Origin of the sequence: Pantoea sp. M_9 (genome assembly GCF_008631385.1) — a bacterium.
GTDB classification, from domain to species: Bacteria; Pseudomonadota; Gammaproteobacteria; order Enterobacterales; family Enterobacteriaceae; genus Pantoea; species Pantoea eucrina.
Genome location: NZ_VWUF01000015.1, coordinates 56,069 through 75,325 on the forward strand (window position 1 = coordinate 56,069; position 19,257 = coordinate 75,325).

Annotated in this window: 14 protein-coding genes, 3 tRNA genes and 2 pseudogenes; 17 read left to right on the forward strand and 2 right to left on the reverse strand. The window is 54.6% G+C overall.

Annotated elements, in window-relative coordinates; all coding sequences use genetic code 11:
* The first annotated feature begins 24 nt into the window (after positions 1-24).
* Positions 25-1,013 (forward strand): annotated as a pseudogene (rpoS, locus tag F3I15_RS16350) (RNA polymerase sigma factor RpoS).
* A 57-nt stretch (positions 1,014-1,070) separates the two neighbouring features.
* Here rpoS and mutS read toward each other — a convergent pair.
* Positions 1,071-3,626, reverse strand: coding sequence for a DNA mismatch repair protein MutS (gene mutS / locus F3I15_RS16355; RefSeq protein ID WP_150018633.1), 2,556 nt, complete (start codon positions 3,624-3,626; stop codon positions 1,071-1,073).
* A 522-nt stretch (positions 3,627-4,148) separates the two neighbouring features.
* On the opposite strand from mutS, the gene F3I15_RS18230 reads away from it, so the two are divergent.
* A complete protein-coding gene (locus F3I15_RS18230) occupies positions 4,149-4,319 on the forward strand; it encodes a hypothetical protein (RefSeq protein ID WP_190315056.1) in 171 nt (56 codons plus the stop codon).
* Here the strand turns inward: F3I15_RS18230 and F3I15_RS16360 are convergent.
* Positions 4,316-4,933, reverse strand: a complete 618-nt coding sequence (locus tag F3I15_RS16360) for a Fic family protein (protein WP_150018634.1) — start codon at positions 4,931-4,933, stop codon at positions 4,316-4,318. The genes F3I15_RS18230 and F3I15_RS16360 overlap by 4 nt on opposite strands.
* A gap of 365 nt (positions 4,934-5,298) precedes the next feature.
* Here F3I15_RS16360 and F3I15_RS16365 point away from each other — a divergent pair, with 365 nt between their 5' ends.
* From F3I15_RS16365 to F3I15_RS16435, 15 genes and pseudogenes are all read left to right on the forward strand, one after another.
* Positions 5,299-6,288: a LacI family DNA-binding transcriptional regulator gene (locus tag F3I15_RS16365; protein ID WP_190315058.1), complete on the forward strand. Its 990-nt coding sequence runs from the start codon at positions 5,299-5,301 to the stop codon at positions 6,286-6,288.
* A 357-nt stretch (positions 6,289-6,645) separates the two neighbouring features.
* Positions 6,646-7,512: an ABC transporter substrate-binding protein gene (locus F3I15_RS16370; protein ID WP_370513350.1), complete on the forward strand. Its 867-nt coding sequence runs from the start codon at positions 6,646-6,648 to the stop codon at positions 7,510-7,512.
* A 21-nt stretch (positions 7,513-7,533) separates the two neighbouring features.
* Positions 7,534-9,018, forward strand: coding sequence for a sugar ABC transporter ATP-binding protein (locus F3I15_RS16375; RefSeq protein ID WP_150018637.1), 1,485 nt, complete (start codon positions 7,534-7,536; stop codon positions 9,016-9,018).
* 17 nt (positions 9,019-9,035) lie between these two features.
* Positions 9,036-10,004 carry an ABC transporter permease gene (locus tag F3I15_RS16380; RefSeq protein ID WP_223810728.1) on the forward strand — a complete coding sequence of 323 codons (969 nt, stop codon included), beginning with the start codon at positions 9,036-9,038 and terminating at the stop codon, positions 10,002-10,004.
* Positions 10,005-10,070: 66 nt separating this feature from the next.
* Positions 10,071-11,156, forward strand: coding sequence for an alcohol dehydrogenase catalytic domain-containing protein (locus F3I15_RS16385; protein WP_039379838.1), 1,086 nt, complete (start codon positions 10,071-10,073; stop codon positions 11,154-11,156).
* A gap of 129 nt (positions 11,157-11,285) precedes the next feature.
* The gene (mltB, locus tag F3I15_RS16390; RefSeq protein WP_150018639.1) at positions 11,286-12,368 is read left to right on the forward strand and encodes a lytic murein transglycosylase B; all 1,083 of its coding nucleotides are present in this window, start codon (positions 11,286-11,288) and stop codon (positions 12,366-12,368) included.
* Positions 12,369-12,452: 84 nt separating this feature from the next.
* On the forward strand, positions 12,453-12,788 hold the full coding sequence (locus tag F3I15_RS16395; RefSeq protein ID WP_150018640.1) for a zinc ribbon domain-containing protein YjdM: 336 nt from the start codon (positions 12,453-12,455) through the stop codon (positions 12,786-12,788).
* A gap of 352 nt (positions 12,789-13,140) precedes the next feature.
* On the forward strand, positions 13,141-13,632 hold the full coding sequence (gene pncC / locus F3I15_RS16400) for a nicotinamide-nucleotide amidase (RefSeq protein ID WP_150018641.1): 492 nt from the start codon (positions 13,141-13,143) through the stop codon (positions 13,630-13,632).
* A gap of 93 nt (positions 13,633-13,725) precedes the next feature.
* A complete protein-coding gene (gene recA / locus F3I15_RS16405; RefSeq protein ID WP_150018642.1) occupies positions 13,726-14,796 on the forward strand; it encodes a recombinase RecA in 1,071 nt (356 codons plus the stop codon).
* 111 nt (positions 14,797-14,907) lie between these two features.
* Positions 14,908-15,416: pseudogene (locus F3I15_RS16410) on the forward strand (regulatory protein RecX).
* 135 nt (positions 15,417-15,551) lie between these two features.
* Positions 15,552-18,179, forward strand: coding sequence for an alanine--tRNA ligase (gene alaS / locus F3I15_RS16415; protein WP_150018643.1), 2,628 nt, complete (start codon positions 15,552-15,554; stop codon positions 18,177-18,179).
* 246 nt (positions 18,180-18,425) lie between these two features.
* Entirely contained in the window at positions 18,426-18,611 is a 186-nt protein-coding gene (gene csrA, locus F3I15_RS16420; RefSeq protein WP_039379826.1) for a carbon storage regulator CsrA, read from the forward strand.
* 292 nt (positions 18,612-18,903) lie between these two features.
* Positions 18,904-18,996: transfer RNA gene (locus tag F3I15_RS16425), tRNA-Ser, on the forward strand.
* An 8-nt stretch (positions 18,997-19,004) separates the two neighbouring features.
* Positions 19,005-19,081 (forward strand) — tRNA-Arg (locus F3I15_RS16430).
* Between the two features lie 96 nt (positions 19,082-19,177).
* Positions 19,178-19,254: transfer RNA gene (locus F3I15_RS16435), tRNA-Arg, on the forward strand.
* Positions 19,255-19,257 lie beyond the last annotated feature (3 nt).

The window sequence follows — 19,257 nt, forward strand, 5'->3', positions numbered from 1 at the left end:
TTGGATCACGGGTAGGAGCCGCTTATGAACCAGAATACGCTGAAAGTTAATGAGTTACATGAAGATGCGGAATTCGAGGAGAACGGAGCTGAAGTTTTCGATGAGAAAGCTCTTGTTGAGAACGAACCTGGTGATAGCGAAGTAGCAGAAGAAGAGCTGTTGTCACAGGGTGCGACGCAACGAGTATTGGATGCGACGCAGCTCTACCTCGGAGAGATCGGTTATTCTCCGTTGCTGACGGCAGAAGAAGAAGTCTTCTTTGCGCGTCGTGCTTTACGAGGCGATATTCCTTCTCGCCGCCGCATGATCGAAAGTAACTTACGCCTGGTAGTGAAGATTGCCCGTCGTTACAGTAATCGTGGTCTGGCCCTGCTGGACCTGATTGAAGAGGGTAACCTTGGCCTGATTCGTGCCGTAGAGAAATTTGACCCGGAGCGCGGGTTCCGTTTCTCAACGTACGCTACCTGGTGGATTCGTCAGACTATTGAACGGGCTATCATGAACCAAACCCGTACAATTCGCCTGCCGATTCATATTGTCAAAGAGCTGAACGTTTATCTGCGTACCGCGCGTGAACTTTCACACAAGCTCGACCACGAGCCGAGTGCGGAAGAGATCGCCGAGCAGCTGGACAAGCCGGTTGATGACGTGAGCCGTATGCTGCGTCTCAATGAACGTATTACCTCGGTTGACACCCCGCTGGGTGGTGANAAAAAGCGCTGCTGGACATCCTGGCCGATGAGAAAGACAACGGTCCGGAAGACACCACGCAGGACGATGACATGAAACAGAGCATCGTTAAGTGGTTGTTTGAACTTAATGCCAAGCAGCGTGAAGTGCTGGCGCGTCGTTTCGGCCTGTTAGGCTATGAAGCGGCAACCCTGGAAGATGTGGGTCGCGAAATCGGGTTAACCCGCGAGCGCGTTCGTCAGATTCAGGTGGAAGGGCTGCGTCGCCTGCGGGAAATCCTGCAGACACAGGGCCTTAATATCGAAGCACTGTTTCGCGAATAAGCCATAATCAGCAGCATAAACGGTGACCTTTCAGGTCACCGTTTTTTTTGCCTGCGATCAGACCAGGCTTTTCAGCCGGTAGATCCACTCCAGCGCCTGCTTTGGCGTCAGGCTGTCAGGATCCAGCGCTTCCAGCGCGTCCACCGCCGGCGAGGTCTCTGCCACCAGCAGAGGCAGCTGCGCGCCTCCATCTGCAGAGGCGCTCTGACTGCCGGAAAGCGCCTCCAGCTCTTTCAGTTTCTGCCGCGCGCGCTTGATTACCTCTTTTGGCACGCCCGCCAGCGCCGCAACCGCCAGACCATAACTCTTGCTGGCGGCACCCTCCTGCACGCTGTGCATAAAAGCGATGGTATCGCCATGTTCAACCGCATCCAGATGCACATTCACGACACCCTCCATTTTTTCCGGCAGCGTGGTCAGCTCGAAATAGTGGGTGGCAAACAGCGTCATCGCTTTGATGCGACTGGCAAGGCTTTCGGCGCATGCCCAGGCGAGTGACAGGCCATCATAGGTTGAAGTGCCGCGGCCTATCTCATCCATTAGCACCAGACTATTTTCCGTCGCGTTGTGCAGAATATTGGCGGTTTCTGTCATCTCAACCATAAACGTTGAGCGGCCGGAGGCAAGGTCGTCTGCCGCACCGACGCGGGTAAAGATGCGATCGACAGGACCAATCACGACCTCTTCAGCCGGCACGAAACTGCCTATCCACGCCATCAGCGCAATCAGCGCGGTCTGGCGCATATAGGTGCTTTTACCGCCCATGTTCGGTCCGGTAATAATCAGCATGCGCCGCTGCATCGACAGCGAGAGCGGATTGGCAATAAAGGGCTCTTTCAGTACCTGTTCCACCACCGGATGCCGGCCTGCGGTAATGCGGATCCCCGCTTTCTCCTGCAGCACCGGCCGGCAGTAGTTCAGCGTCCAGGCGCGCTCTGCCAGGCTGGCAAGCACATCCAGCTCGGCCAGCGCGGCCGCGCTCAGCTGCAGCGCTTCCAGATGTGGCAGCAGGCGATCGAACAGCTCCTCATAGAGGCCTTTTTCCAGCGCCAGCGCTTTGCCTTTGGAGGTCAGAACCTTATCTTCATACTCTTTCAGCTCAGGAATAATATAACGCTCGGCGTTTTTCAGCGTCTGGCGGCGCACATAGTGGATTGGCACCAGATGACTCTGACCGCGGCTGACCTGAATGTAGTAACCATGTACCGCGTTGAAGCCGACTTTCAGCGTATCCAGCCCCAGTTTTTCCCGCTCGCGGATCTCCAGCCGGTCAAGATAGTCACTGGCGCCGTCAGCCAGCGCCCGCCACTCATCGAGTTCAGCGTTGTAACCTGGCGCGATGACGCCGCCGTCACGCACCAGCACCGGCGGTGATTCAATGATCGCCTGCTCCAGCAGCGTACGCAGCTCAGCAAACTCGCCTGTCTGCCTGCGCAGGCTCACCAGCCGTTCCGCCTCTGCTCCGGCCAGCAGCTGATTGATTTCCGGCAGCTGCTGAAACGCATGCCGCATGCGTGCCAGATCGCGCGGGCGAGCGGTGCGCAGCGCCAGGCGTGCCAGGATGCGCTCCAGATCGCCTACCTGACGCAGGACCGGCTGCAGCGCGTCGCTCAGCGACTGCAATTCTGCAATCGCATCCTGACGCCGGACGATCGTTGTAAGGTCACGCAGCGGCATATGCAGCCAGCGCTTCAGCATACGGCTGCCCATCGGCGTGACGGTTTTATCCAGGACCGCTGCCAGCGTGTTATCGATCCCGCCAGCCAGATTCTGAGTAATTTCAAGGTTACGGCGCGTGGCCGCATCCATGATCACGCTATCCTGCTGGCGCTCCATGCTCAGGGAACGAATGTGTGGCAGCGTGGTACGCTGGGTATCTTTGGCATACTGCAGCAGACAGCCCGCAGCACGCAGCCCCAGATGCGCCTGCTCTACGCCAAATCCGCGCAGGTCGCGTGTACCAAACTGCAGATTCAGCTGCTGGCGCGCGGTGTCGATCTCAAATTCCCACAGCGGACGCCGCCGCAGACCGCGGCGCTGGTCAATGAGCGACATCGCCTGCAGATCTTCAGGGTAGAGCAGCTCCGCAGGATTCGTGCGCTGAAGTTCTGCTGCCATCGCTTCAGCGTCGCCCGGTTCGCTCAGGCGGAAACGCCCGGAGCTGATATCCAGCGTGGCGTAGCCAAAGCCGCGCTGGCTCTGGAAGATTGCAGCCAGCAGGTTATCCTGGCGCTCCTGCAACAGTGCTTCATCGCTGATAGTGCCGGGGGTGACAATCCGCACCACCTTGCGTTCAACCGGGCCTTTGCTCAGCGCCGGATCGCCGATCTGTTCGCAAATCGCCACTGACTCACCCAGCTGAACCAGTTTTGCCAGATAGCCTTCTACGGCGTGATAGGGCACCCCGGCCATCGGGATGGGCTCACCGGCTGAAGCACCCCGTTTGGTCAGGGAAATCTCCAGCAGCTGCGAGGCGCGCTTTGCATCATCAAAGAACAGCTCGTAGAAATCGCCCATGCGGTAGAACAGCAGGATGTCAGGGTGATCGGCTTTCAGGCGCAGATACTGCTGCATCATAGGGGTGTGAGCGCTGATATTCTCTAATGTACTCATAGTATTAGGGTGTCCATGTTTAAACATAAGCAGCGCGATACATGATTCTGATTCTCTTTTATCTGCCCCTCTTAAGGCTCAGCGTAGTTGCCAGAGGCTGGCTGAAGGGCGGGCAGTAACCTGAATGTGTTCACGAGTACGTGCTGATTATGATAACGGAGTCTGTATGGCAGGAAAACCGGCGCGCAGGGCTGTTTCTTCGAGGATGCTCGAAACAATGAAATCTGGCGATAGCAATAAAGCTGATGTCGAAGAAAATAGAGGTTTACACGTATTATGCAGGAAAACTGGTGTTAATTTCTTTTCTATCGTTACCTAAGCCTGGTCGGCCTGCTCCCCGTTGATTAACACACCGCGATGTTAGTGATGTCTTCATCAGTCACATGAGGACATCCCCAATAAGAGGCGATTTTCCGACGAACATCTCATCAGTATTCTCCGGGAGACCTGCGTGAATTCGCCTGGAAATTTTGGTATAATATTTGTTCGATGACTGTCCGCCCGGATTCTGCTGGAGCAACCATGAGCAACACCAAAAAAACTCAGACAACCTACGTAAAGCCATCTCGTGCTGACATCGTTCGCTCGGTAGCAACATCTACGGCTGTTGAGACAGGACAGTCCTCTGAGAAGATCGAAGCTTCCCTTGAAGCGGCGCGCAAAAAATTTGCTCATTTGCGTCTTGCGGTTTAATCCCTTCTTAAGGCCTCGCTGACCCAGTGTTTCATCGGTTCGTAGTCCATTGATATGCCAGCATGGATGGCCGATATATACCGGGTTTTGTTTTGCTCCCAGCTTTGATAATCCAGCGGTTTGTATCCTCTCTGCACGGCCATCACGTCGGCTAACAGGCGTGACAAGCGTCCGTTTCCTTCTCTGAATGGATGGATAAGTATCAGCTCGACATGAGTTATGGCGATAGCGGTGATGAGCTGTTCATCATCCATGCCGCTACATGGCGTATATTGAGCCAGATACCTGTTGTCAAATTCGTTCAGCAGTTTTGGCAACTGCGCTGAGGGGGCAAACATAAAGCCGCCCTTGCTTATATTGACCGTTCTTTCTTGTCCTGCCCACTCGTAAATATTACCTGGCCAGCGGTGATGCCAGTTTTTTAGCAGGGCTACGCTGAGTTGTCCTTCCGGGAACTGTTCTTCAAAAACGGACCGGTAGAGTTGTTCTAACAGGACAAGTTCCGCTTCATCCATCTCATCGGAAGCAGAGATACCCAGTTTATTAGCCAGAACCTGTTCGCCAGAGTTTTTCTCATACTGGCCTTCACTGCTGGATACATGGTATCGGCACATGGAGATGACCTGTGTTATCAAAGGAATGGAAAAAGGAGGGATTATAACGCTGGATGAGGAATGTAAAAAATAAACGCAAAATCAGTCGCTTAAAAATGCAGATTAAAATATAGCTTTTATAATCTGCTGGAAAACAATTGTGATTAATCAGTGTCATCAGGCCAATGCATCATTAGCGTGTGAGCTGATATTCTCTAATGGACTCATAGTATCAGGAACGCAGGACTGTTTCTTCGGCCAGGCTTCAGAATTGCAGAATGAGCCGGTACTGTTTCTGCGCTGAGGGCGCAAAATGTCATCGTCAACATTTCACGAAAGCTGCTACCATCGCGTTACTCCTGCTGACACTGCCGATAGCGAATGTTATGACCCGAAAAAGTACCAAAGCGGCCACCATTAAAGATATTGCGCAGATTGCCGGCGTAACCAATATTACCGTTTCACGCGTGTTTACTGCCCCCGATAAGGTTAAACCCGAAACGCGCGAGCGGATCCTGGCCGCAGCACGCACGCTTAACTATGTGCCTAACGCGTTTGCCCGCAATATCAAGGCCAGCCAGAGTCCTATTATCGGCGTGGTTACCGACGATACATTTAATATCGTCTATTCCCATATCATCAAAGAGGTGTGCCGCCTGTCGGATGCCAAAGGCTATTCGGTCATGTTCTTTACCACGAACGGCAACCGGCAGATTGAGGCGCGCGCGCTGCAGACGCTGGTCAGCTATAAAGCGGCCGGGATTATTCTGTCGGTAGTGGAGGATTCTGACCGCTACGATAAAAGCCATATTGACGTGGTGCGCCACTCTTCAAGCCAGCTTATCCAGCTGGATCGTCAGTTTGATACGTTGCTGCCGGCGGTTTATATCAATAACAGCCGCGCCGGTGAGCTGGTTGCCGAAGCGATAATGAAAAAAGCGTTTCGCAATGTGCTGGTAATTGGCGGCAGCGAACACTCCCACATCACCCGGCAGCGTATTGCCGGGATCCGAAACGGAATCGACGAGCGGGTTACTCTGCACACGCTTTATACCGACTACCGCTACGAACATGCTAAGGCGATGATTCAGTCATGGTTCTCCACCACCCATGAACGCTACGATGCAATTGTCGGATTAAACGGCATGATCACGCTGGCGGCTATTAATCTTGCCAACAAATGGGGGATGCACGACACCGGCTTTATCTCTGTTGATGAAGTCCCCTGCGCCGAAGATTTTAATCAGGTTATTCCTTATGTTGCTCATGATACCGGCCAGTGGGCGCGGGTAGTGTCAGAAAATATCATCTCCGCTATCGAGGGCCGTCCCTACGAAACCCGTGTAATGCTTAACGGCTTCCTGAAAAACCTTTAGTTTCAAATGCCTGCCGGGTTTTTTCTGTAACAACACTGAAAGTGATGTTAACAAGATGTGATATGCCGCAAGGATCTTAAACTTGTCCATCTGAGAATGTTGACGTTGTCATTTTGGGTGTTTAAATTTTGATCTCATATCTGGGGCGATGAATTTCCTAATCCGCAGATAGCGTATTCCTGGCATACAGGACGTTTTGATATTGATGTTAACGTCAACATTTCAGGTGCGGTTGCGCAGTGTTCCTGTACCGGCTTTATTTCGTAACGACGATAAGCAGTTAACTGAAAAGACCCGGAGAAAATTATGAAAGGCAAACTGAACACCCTGCTGGCGCTCTGTGTAACGGCCCCTTTAATGCTGTCATCCGCACTGGCGATAGCAAAGCCGCTGACTATCGGCATGTCCTTCCAGGAGATGAATAACCCCTATTTTGTCACCATGCAGGAAGCGCTCAAGGCTGCAGCCGGCAGCATGGGGGCCACGGTGATTGAGGCAGATGCCCGTCACGATGTCTCGAAGCAGATCAACGATATTGAAGATATGCTGCAGAAAAAAGTCGACATCCTGCTAATTAATCCGGCGGACACCAACGGTGTTGAAAATGCGGTAAACGAGGCAAAAAAAGCGGGCGTGGTGGTGGTGGCGATTGACGCTCAGGCTAAAGGTCCAATCGACTCTTTTGTCGGCTCCAAAAATTATGATGCCGGCCTGCAGGCCGGGGAGTTTCTGGCGAAAGCGCTGGGCGGTAAAGGTAAGGTCGCCATTCTTGATGGCATTCCGGTGGTGCCGATCATCGAACGCGTTAAAGGGTTTGAAGATGCCATGAAGAAGTATCCCGGCATCAAAATCGTTAACCGTCAGAACGGCAAACAGGAACGCGATACCGCGCTAAGCGTTACCGAAAATATGCTGCAGGCAGCGCCGGATCTGGCCGGCATTTTTAGCGTCAACGATACCGGTGCGCTCGGGGCCCTGGCGGCGATTCAGGCGAACGGCGCAGAGGTGAAACTGGTCAGCGTCGATGGCCAGCCGGAAGCGGTGAAAGAGATTGAGAAAGCGGGATCGCCGTTTATTGCAACCTCTGCGCAGTTCCCGCGTGACATGGTACGGCTGGGGCTGGGCGTGGCGATGGCGAAGCACTGGGGAAGTCAGGTGCCGGCTGCAGTGCCGCTTGACGTGAAACTGATCACGAAAGAGAACGCCAGCGGCTTTAGCTGGTAATGACTCCGGGGAGGCGCTGCCATGCCGTTACTGCAACTCAGCGGAATCAGTAAATCATTTCCGGGCGTACGCGCGTTAAACAACATCAACCTGACGCTGCACGCCGGTGAAATCCATGCGCTGCTCGGTGAAAACGGGGCGGGTAAATCCACGCTGATGAAGATCCTGAGCGGTATTTATCAGCCTGACAGCGGCGAAATCGCTATCGACGATCGGCCGCAGCAGTTTGCTGGCTATCGTCAGGCGATAACAGCTGGCGTGGGAATTGTCTTTCAGGAGTTCTCGCTGATACCGGGTCTTAATGCCGTCGAGAATATTTTTCTGAATCGCGAACAGCGTACCCGCTGGGGATGGCTGGATCGCCAGACGATGCGCAGCCGTACGCTGGCGCTGCTGGCGCGGCTGGGGGTTGAACTCGATCCGGACATTGCGGTAACGCATCTCAGCGTGGCGCAGCAGCAGTTTGTTGAGATTGCCAAAGCGCTGGCGCTGGATGCGCGGATCCTGATCCTTGATGAACCTACGGCAACGCTGACGCCGGGTGAAGCTGAGCATCTTTTCCGGGTGATGCGCGACCTGCGGCAGCAGGGGGTGGGCATGCTGTTTATCTCGCATCATCTGGAGGAGATCTTTGCGGTATGCGACACCATTACGGTACTGCGCGACGGAGGCTATGTTGGCACGCTCCCGGTGAGCGACTGTAGCAGCGAGCAGCTGGTAAAAATGATGGTGGGCCGTCAGGTGGCACAGCATTTCCCCGATAAGCTGCCGCTGCCGGCGGCAACGCTACCGCTGCTGGAGGTCAATCTGCAGCGCCAGCGTCAGGGGCCCGCAGACGCTTTTCAGCTCTGGCCCGGGGAAATCCTCGGCTTTGCCGGGCTGGTGGGATCGGGCCGCACCGAAACCGCCTGCGCGATGCTGGGTGCACAGGCGTGCTGGCAAAAAGAGGTGCGCCTGAATGGCGAACCGCTGCGGCTGCGTACGCCCGCCGATGCCTTAGAGCAGGGGATCGGACTGCTGCCGGAAAACCGCAAAACCGAAGGGCTGGTACTGCCGTTTAGCGTGGCGCATAACATCACGCTGAACCGGCAGATCACCCACGGCGGATTTCTGCACCATGTGCGCGAGCGTGAAGTGGTCAGCGATCTTATCCGCAGGGTTGGCGTGAAAACGCCGTCAGCGGAGCAGGAGGTGAATACGCTTAGCGGCGGTAATCAGCAAAAGGTGGTCATTGCGCGCTGGCTGAATAATGACTGCAAAGTGCTGATCTTTGACGAACCCACACGCGGTATCGATGTGGGGGCAAAAATGGAAATTTATCAGCTGATGCAGCAGCTGACCCGTAAGGGCATCGCCATCATCGTCATCTCTTCTGAGCTGTCGGAGATTATTGGCCTCTGTCACCGGGTGCTGGTGTTTCGCAACGGACATATTGCGCAGGAGCTTCACGATACGGCAATCAACGCTGAAACCATCATGCTACACGCTACGGGGAACGCATCATGAGTATTCTCTCTAATTCCATGCTGTCACAAACGTCGCACAGGCGCGGCCGGCTCGACCGATGTCTGCACCATCCCGCCTTCCTGCCATTTGTCGGTTTTGTGCTGCTGTTTATTGTGATGATTTTTCTCAACGATAGCTTTCTGACCGCGAACAACCTCAGTAACGTGGCGCGTCAGGTCTCTATCAACGCCATTATTGCCGTGGGAATGACCTGTGCCATCTTAACCGGCGGGATCGATCTGTCGGTGGGATCGGTGATGGCGCTCTCCGGTACCGTTGCTGCCGGTCTGATGGTGGCGGGAATTCCGATGCCGCTGGCGGTGCTGGCCGGATTGCTGATCGGTATGGGTTTTGGTGCCCTGAACGGCGGCTGTATCGCCTGGCTGCGGATGCCGCCCATCATCGTTACGCTCGCCAGCATGGGGATCGCACGGGGACTGGCGCTGATGTACACCGGGGGATATCCCATCTCCGGCCTGCCGGAAAGCTTCATGATGTTTGGTCGTGCCAGTCTGCTGGGTATTCAGGTGCCTATTTTAATCATGCTGGTGGTCTATTTGCTGGCGTGGATCCTGCTGCATCAGAAGCCCTTTGGTCGTCACGTCTACGCTCTGGGCGGCAATGAAGAGGCCGCGCGCCTGAGCGGTATCCGCGTCTCCCGTACCAAGCTCTGGGTATATATCATCAGCGGCCTCACGGCAGCCGTGGCCGGTATTGTGCTCAGTTCGCGTCTGATGAGCGGACAGCCCAACGCCGGTAACGGATTTGAGCTGGATGCGATCGCTGCTGTCGTGCTGGGCGGGGCGGCAATAGCCGGCGGTAAAGGTGCCATTCTTGGGACGCTGGTGGGCGCGATGATGCTCGGCATTCTTAATAATGGCCTGAATCTGATGGGGGTTTCACCCTATGTGCAGATTGTGATTAAAGGCGGGATCATTCTGGGCGCGATCTGGCTGAGTTCCGTTAAGCGTAAAGCACACCGTTAAGATGGCCTGCGGGCCATCTCTCTGTCACTCAATGTTGACGTTAACATTTATCGAAAAGGATACGCTATGAATATTCTGCCGCAACAGATCAAAAGCCTGGTGAACTATGGCCCGCGCGATTATCGCCTGGAGACATTACCGCTGCCTGAGCCGAAGGCACGCGAGCTGCTGGTAAAAGTGGGGGCATGTGGTATCTGCGCGTCTGACGTCCACTGCTGGCACGGGGCGCCAATGTACTGGGGAGATGGCAATCCGGAAAAAGCCTGGGTTAAAACGCCAGTAGTGGTGGGGCATGAGTTTTATGGCACGGTAGTCGGATATGGCGAGGGCGCGCTGGAGCATTTTGGCGTGTCGCCTGGCGACCGCGTCATCGCTGAACAGATTATTCCCTGTAATCAGTGCCGCTTCTGCAAAGATGGCAAATACTGGATGTGCGAAAAGCACGACATCTACGGCTTTCAGACGCAGGACTCTGATGGCGGTATGACCGAATATATGCTGTTCAAAGCCAACAGCCGGGTGCATAAAATTCCTGATACGCTGACGCACGAAGAGTGCGCGCTGATTGAGCCCTTCGCCTGTGCGGTCCACGCGGTGAACCGCGCGGCGATTGAATTCAATGATGTGGTGGTACTTGCGGGGGCTGGCCCGCTCGGCACCGGCATGATTCAGGCTATCCGCCTCAAAAACCCCAAACTGTTTATTGTGCTGGATACCATTCCGGAACGTCTGGCGCTGGCGAAAAAGCTGGGGGCCGATCTGGTTTTCAACCCGCTGGAGCAGGATGTGGATGCGGAGGTGCGTAAACTCACTGACGGCTACGGCTGCGACATCTATATAGAGGCGACCGGCAACCCGCTGGCGGTCAATCAGGGACTGCAGATGATTCGGCGCATGGGCCGCTATGTCGAGTTCAGCGTCTTTGGTAAACCGGCAACGGTAGACTGGTCGATCATTGGCGACCGCAAAGAGCTGGATGTGCGCGGCTCGCATCTTGGCCCGCACTGCTATGAAACGGTTATCAGCTTTTTTGAAAAAAAATGGTTCACCGCAGAAGGCATTGTTACGCACAGTTTTCCGCTGGCGGAGTGGGAGCAGGGTTTTGCAATGGCATCAGGTCGCGAATCGATCAAAGTGCTGCTGGTACCCTGAAGCCGTTACGTGCGCCACCTCATCCAGAGGGGCGCACACACCGCGTAAAGTTACGACATTACTCTGTCCGTTAATGCGCTGAACGACTACCATATGCGTTCAGGTTTTTTGCTCGCTTATGGATATCTAATGCGTATTAAGGTTGCCCTCATTCCGTTGTTTTTCCTGCTTGCTGCCTGCAGCAGCAAGCCTGCGCCTCATCAGCAAGGCGATGTTGTGCCGGCACCTAAAGGCGGCTTCCTGCTGGATTCGTCGCATGCGGTTCAGCCGATGTTTGGTGACTTTGCCGGCAACCCGGCAGCAGAACAATTTATCGATCGGATGGTAGCGAAACATGGTTTTAATCGCGATCAGCTGCATGCGGTTATCGGACAGGCAAAGAGGCTTGATTACGTGCTGCGTCTGATGGATCAGCAGGCACCGAGCTATACGCCGCCAGCGGGGCCAAACGGCGCCTGGCTGCGCTACCGGAAAAAATTTATCACGCCCGATAACGTACAGAATGGCGTAGCGTTCTGGAATCAGTATGAAGATGCTCTGCAGCGGGCGCAGCAGGTTTATGGCGTACCGCCGGAAATTATCGTCGGCATTATCGGCGTTGAGACGCGCTGGGGCCGGGTGATGGGCAAAACCCGTCTGCTGGATGCGCTGGCGACGCTCTCGTTTAACTATCCGCGCCGCGCCGCCTATTTCAGCAGCGAGCTGGAGACCTTCCTGCTGATGGCGCGCACCGAACAGGACGATCCGCTGGATCTGCGCGGATCCTTTGCCGGGGCAATGGGCTATGGCCAGTTTATGCCCTCATCCTATAAAGAGTACGCGGTGGATTTCAACGGAGATGGTCATACCAATCTCTGGGATCCGGTTGATGCGATTGGCAGCGTCGCAAACTATTTCCAAGCGCACGGCTGGCGCAGCGGTGAGACAGTCGCCGTACCGGCGAGCGGACAGGCACCTGCGCTGGAGAATGGCTTCAAAACGCGTTATCCGGTTGCCACGCTGGCGGCCAGCGGTCTGACCCCGCAGGGCTCACTGAATGGCAACAGCGAAGCCAGCCTGCTGCGACTCGATCTGGGCACCAGCTATCAGTACTGGTACGGCCTGCCTAACTTCTATGTGATTACGCGTTATAACCACAGCACGCATTACGCAATGGCCGTATGGCAGCTGGGAGAGGCGGTCGCCAAAGCGCGGCAGGGTAATCTGCTTTAATGCTGTCCTTATAAAGTGTGAGGATATAATATGGCACCCTCTTTGCGGTGCCATTTCACCGCATGCAGATTATCAGGAGCACTTATGGAGCATTTACCCGCCTGTCCGCTGTGTCAGGCTGATTATACCTGGCAGGATGGCGATAACCTCAACTGCCCGTCGTGCGGCCATATCTGGTCCGCCAGCGCTGCAGAAGCGAACGATACGCTGCTGGTACGCGATGCCAATGGCAACGCGCTGGCAGATGGCGACAGCGTCACCGTGGTCAAAGATTTAAAGGTAAAGGGCAGCTCTTCGGTGCTGAAAATCGGTACCAGGGTCAAAAGTATTCGTCTGGTTGAAGGCGATCACAATATTGACTGCAAAATCGAGGGCTTTGGCCCGATGAAACTCAAATCTGAGTTTGTGAAAAAGAGCTGACGGCCGGACGGCGCTGGCCGTCCTGCTTTATTTCCTGAATATGTTCACGCCTCCCGCTTTCGGTTCCTGCTGCGCCACCCTCTGTACTGAACGCCGCTAATCTCATTCACTGCTGAACGTCAGCGCCTGCCTGGCACAGATCGGGACTATGCTTGATGAAGCCGTACTGACCCCGGCCGATCCGGTACGCGGCAACGACACGCTGCTGTGCGCTCTCCCGCATCCGGTCAGGATGACATGAAACCGGACCGGAGGCAGCGGAAGCAGGGGCGCAAATTTCGCTGCTGCTGGTTGAAAAGCGCCGTCTGCCGCTCCATTTACTGCTAACGTTGCGCCGCAAAAGGAGAAAGCGATGAATGATGAACAGCTGCAGCAATTAAGCCGTCAGATTGGCGAAAAGCTCATAGCGCGCCACGCCAGCGTGACGACGGCTGAATCCTGCACCGGCGGCTGGATTGCCAAAGTTTTCACGGATATCAGCGGCAGCTCTGCCTGGTTTGAGCGCGGATTTGTCACCTATAGTAATAGTGCCAAGCAGCAGATGGCAGGCGTGCAGGCGAGCACGCTTGCGCGCTATGGCGCAGTGAGTGAACAGACGGTGCGTGAGATGGTGGTGGGCGCGTGTCAGGCGGCGCAGGCACCTTATGGGATCGCTGTAAGCGGCATTGCAGGGCCGGGCGGCGGCAGCGCAGATAAACCCGTCGGCACCGTCTGGTTTGCCCTTGCCGGACCGGAGGGTATCTTTACGCAACGCTGTGTTTTTGCAGGCGATCGCGAGGCGGTGCGGCGTCAGTCGGTGGCGTGGGCGCTGCAGACGCTGCTTGATCAATTTCTGATAAATTAGGCTTGATACTGTATGATTATACAGTATAATTATTGGCAACAGAACGAGCGGACACAGCCAGTGTTTGCTCACCCGGCATGATTAGGAGTGTAAATGGCGATCGACGAGAACAAACAGAAGGCTTTAGCTGCCGCACTGGGCCAGATTGAAAAACAATTTGGTAAAGGCTCCATCATGCGTCTGGGTGAAGACCGCTCGATGGATGTAGAAACTATTTCTACCGGCTCCCTGTCGCTGGACATCGCACTGGGTGCGGGTGGTCTGCCGATGGGACGTATCGTAGAGATCTACGGACCGGAAGCTTCTGGTAAAACCACGCTGACGCTGCAGGTTATTGCGGCTGCACAGCGTAAAGGTAAAACCTGCGCCTTTATCGATGCTGAGCATGCGCTGGATCCGGTCTATGCGAAAAAGCTGGGCGTGGATATCGATAATCTGCTCTGTTCACAGCCGGATACCGGTGAGCAGGCGCTGGAAATCTGTGACGCGCTGGCACGTTCAGGTGCCGTTGATGTCATCATCGTTGACTCCGTTGCGGCGCTGACGCCTAAAGCGGAAATCGAAGGTGAGATCGGTGACTCGCACATGGGTCTGGCGGCACGAATGATGAGCCAGGCGATGCGTAAGCTGGCAGGTAACCTGAAACAGTCCAATACGCTGCTGATCTTCATCAACCAGATCCGTATGAAAATTGGTGTGATGTTTGGTAACCCGGAAACCACCACCGGTGGTAACGCGCTGAAGTTCTACGCGTCCGTTCGTCTTGATATCCGCCGTATCGGTGCGATCAAAGAGGGCGACGAAGTGGTAGGTAGCGAAACGCGCGTGAAAGTGGTGAAGAACAAAATCGCTGCACCGTTTAAGCAGGCAGAATTCCAGATCATGTATGGCGAAGGGATCAACACCTTTGGTGAGCTGGTAGACCTGGGCGTGAAACACAAGCTGGTGGAGAAAGCCGGTGCGTGGTACAGCTACAACGGCGACAAGATTGGTCAGGGTAAAGCAAACGCGACCAACTTCCTGAAAGAGAACCCGGCAATTGCGAACGAGATTGACAGCAAACTGCGTGAGGCGCTGCTGACAGGTGCGACAGCAGAGGAAAATACTAAAGAGCCTTCTGACGCTGAGCTTGAAAAAGCAGGCGAAACTAACGAAGACTTTTAATATCAGCGGGAGCAGCAATGCTTCCGTTTTCTTTTTTACTCCTCTGCACGCCTTCCGCTCTCTGCCCCCCATGCTTTACCCTGTCCGTTACCAACAGTAAGGCTAATGCGTATGTCATCAACATCATCACAGGCACCGGTGCCTGACTTCTCCCGTTTACTTGACCGCGCTATGCGCCTGCTTTCACAGCGCGATCACAGCCGCAGCGAGCTGAAGCGCAAACTGCAGCTCTCCGGCCAGCGTGCGGCCTATTTGCAGCAGCAGGAAAATATCCCGATTCCGGATGAGCTGCTGGAAAAAGTGCTCGACTGGTGTCAGGAAAATGGCTGGCTGAACGATAATCGATTTACTGAGCGTTTTATCCAGAGCCGGGCGCGCAAAGGATATGGTCCGCAGCGCGTCAGGATGGAGCTGCAGCAAAAAGGCATCGGACGCGACGAGATTAATCAGGCGCTGGCAGAAAGTGACGTGGACTGGACAGCGTGTGCTGCAGAGCTTGCCAGACGTAAGTTTGGCGAGCCGCTGCCGCAAACNAAAAAAGCAAAGTACAGCGTTTTCTGATGACAAAAGGCTTTATGATGGAAGATATTCAGGCGGTTTTCAGAAATAGTGACGACTGAAAGGCAATGTGATTTTACTTCCTATTGCAGAAATTTTATCTTATTCCCACTTTTTGTTCCTGAGTCAGCGACGGACCGGATAGACAGGGTTTGTCAGCGAAAGGGAACGTTCGTTAGCGTGATTCCAGGAATTTTATGAGCAAGAGCACTGCTGAGATCCGTCAAGCGTTTCTCGACTTTTTTCATAGCAAGGGACATCAGGTTGTAGCCAGCAGCTCCCTCGTACCGAATAACGATCCAACGCTGCTGTTTACCAACGCCGGCATGGTGCAGTTCAAAGACGTTTTCCTTGGCCAGGACAAGCGTGATTACACGCGTGCGACCACCTCACAGCGCTGCGTGCGCGCAGGCGGCAAGCATAACGATCTGGAAAATGTGGGTTATACCGCACGCCATCACACCTTCTTTGAAATGCTGGGCAACTTCAGTTTCGGCGACTATTTCAAGCAGGAGGCGATTGCTTATGCCTGGGAACTGCTGACGGGTGAGCAGTGGTTCAGCCTGCCAAAAGAGCGTTTATGGGTAACCGTTTACGAAACCGATGACGAAGCCTTTGATATCTGGGCTGACCAGATCGGTGTGCCGCGCGAACGCATTATTCGTATTGGCGACAACAAGGGCAGCGCATACGCATCTGATAACTTCTGGCAGATGGGCGATACCGGTCCCTGCGGTCCCTGTACTGAAATTTTCTACGATCATGGCGACCATATCTGGGGAGGCCCGCCGGGCAGCCCGGAAGAAGATGGCGATCGCTATATTGAGATCTGGAATATCGTGTTTATGCAGTTCAACCGTCAGGCTGACGGCACCATGCAACCGCTGCCTAAGCCGTCGGTGGATACCGGCATGGGGCTGGAGCGTATCGCGGCAGTCCTGCAGCATGTGAACTCCAACTATGAGATCGATCTCTTTGCGCAGCTGATCAAATCTGTAGCTCAGGTCACGGGCGCAAGCGACCTCAATAACAAATCGCTGCGCGTTATCGCAGATCATATCCGCTCCTGCGCCTTCCTGATTGCCGATGGCGTTATGCCATCGAATGAGAACCGCGGCTATGTGCTGCGCCGCATCATTCGTCGTGCGGTTCGCCACGGCAACATGCTGGGCGCGAAAGAAGCATTCTTCTATAAGCTGGTGGCGCCGCTGATTGAGGTCATGGGCGCTGCGGGTGAAGATCTGAAGCGTCAGCAGAAGCTGGTAGAAAATGCGCTGAAAGCGGAAGAGGAGCAGTTTGCTAAAACGCTGGAGCGTGGTCTGGCGCTGCTGGATGACGAGCTGGCAAAAGTGAGCGGCGACACGCTGGATGGTGAAACCGTCTTCCGTCTCTATGACACCTTTGGCTTCCCGGCGGATTTAACCGCTGACGTCTGTCGCGAGCGCAATCTGAAAATTGATGAGGCGGGCTTTGAAGCTGCCATGGAGCAGCAGCGCCAGCGCGCGCGCGAAGCCAGCGGCTTTGGTGCGGACTACAATAGCGTTATTCGCGTTGATGCCGTAACCGAATTTAAAGGTTATGAAGAGCTGACGCTGAACGCCACGATTGAGGCGCTGTTTGTTGATGGTCAGGCAGTGGAGCAGATCACCGCTGGACAGGATGCCGTCGTTATCCTGAACGCTACGCCATTCTACGGTGAATCAGGCGGGCAGGTGGGGGATACCGGCGTACTCACAGGGCAGAATGCTGAATTTAGCGTGCAGGATACGCAAAAGTATGGCAAAGCACTGGGACATATCGGTAAGCTCGCTCATGGTCAGCTGCGCATCGGTGATGCGCTGCAGGCGCAGGTAAACGAAGCGCGTCGTGCACGTATTCGTCTGAATCACTCGGCAACGCATCTGATGCATGAAGCACTCCGTGAAGTGCTGGGCGATCACGTCGGGCAGAAAGGCTCGCTGAATAACGATAAGTATCTGCGTTTTGACTTCTCACATTCTGAAGCGATGAAGCCGCAGCAGATCCGCGAAGTTGAAGATATCGTCAACGCACAAATCCGCCGCAACCTGCTGATTCAGACCGATATCATGGATCTGGAAGAGGCTAAAGCGCGCGGGGCGATGGCGCTGTTTGGTGAGAAGTACGATCAGCGGGTGCGCGTGGTTAGCATGGGCGAATATTCAGTGGAGCTGTGTGGCGGTACGCACGCTGCGCGCACGGGTGATATCGGCCTGTTCCGCATTCAGTCTGAGTCGGGTACGGCTGCCGGTATTCGTCGTATCGAGGCGCTGACAGGTGAAGCGGCAATTGCTCAGCTGCATGCACAGAGCGATCAGCTGGCTGACATTGCTCAGGTGGTGAAGGCCAACAGCAGCAATCTTAGTGAGAAGGTGCGCGGTCTGGTTGATAATGTACGCGCGCTGGAGAAAGAGCTGCAGCAGCTACGCGACCAGCAGGCAGCACAGGAGAGCGCGTCGCTGAGCAGCAGCGCCATTGAAATCAAGGGCGTTAAACTGCTGGTAAGTGAGCTGAGTAACACTGAACCGAAAATGCTGCGTACGATTATGGATGACCTTAAAAACCAGCTTGGGTCTGCCGTGATTGTACTGGCAACGGTAGCAGAAGGTAAGGTTTCGCTGATTGCAGGCGTAACGAAAGATCTGACCGACCGCGTGAAAGCAGGTGAGCTGATTAGCGAGCTGGCCGTTCAGGTGGGCGGAAAAGGCGGTGGACGTCCTGACATGGCGCAGGCGGGCGGGACCAATCCGCAGGCGCTGGCAGGCGCGCTGGCAGGCGTACAGGAGTGGGTAAGCAGCCGGCTGTAACAATTAAAATTAAGCGTTGTATAGCGCCAGGAACGTCTGTTCCGGCGCTTTTTAGTGCAATGGACACCAGGTAATGACAAAGTCCGGTCGATGTAGTGTATTTCGGCTAAACTAATTATCAGCAGAATGTATTGGCGTGACAAATCACAATGGTGTATTTGTCATAGGCATTGTTCAGCGGTATATGATGGATATGGCCGGGAGCCCGAACAGGCCCGACTCTTTTAATCTTTCAAGGAGCAAAGAATGCTTATTCTAACTCGTCGAGTTGGTGAAACCCTCATGATTGGCGATGAGGTGACTGTAACGGTGCTGGGCGTTAAAGGTAACCAGGTCCGCATTGGCGTTAATGCGCCAAAAGAAGTATCGGTACATCGTGAAGAGATTTATCAGCGTATTCAGGCTGAAAAAACACAAACCACGGGTTACTAACGTTTTCAGCGTCTCGCTCATGGGCGAGACGCTACCTTTCTGCTCCCTCCCTCCGTTTATTTCTGTTTTAGCTCCTTCGCTTTTTTCATCACTGCTCTGCCTTTTGCTGTTGATAAATCACCCTTTTCGCCGTTAAATCAGCCGAATTGTGCGTCATTTGTGCAATCAAACGCGCGAGTGAAAAAAGTCGGGAGAAATTGTTTGACTTATAAGTCCGGGAAAGTAATATGTGCGCCACGCAGTGCCGATGAGCAGAAACAAGTTCAGAAGCACGGTTCGGAAGAACGCGTAAGGTGAGGTGGCCGAGAGGCTGAAGGCGCTCCCCTGCTAAGGGAGTATGCGGTCAAAAGCTGCATCCGGGGTTCGAATCCCCGCCTCACCGCCATTTCCGATGCATCCATAGCTCAGCTGGATAGAGTACTCGGCTACGAACCGAGCGGTCGGAGGTTCGAATCCTCCTGGATGCACCATCTTTTAGATGGTGGCGGAAAAAGTTAAAGAGTGAACGAGCAGTTCCTTTCATGGTGAGTTGTTAGCACCCTGCGTAATACAAGAATTACCTCAATGCATCCATAGCTCAGCTGGATAGAGTACTCGGCTACGAACCGAGCGGTCGGAGGTTCGAATCCTCCTGGATGCACCATTC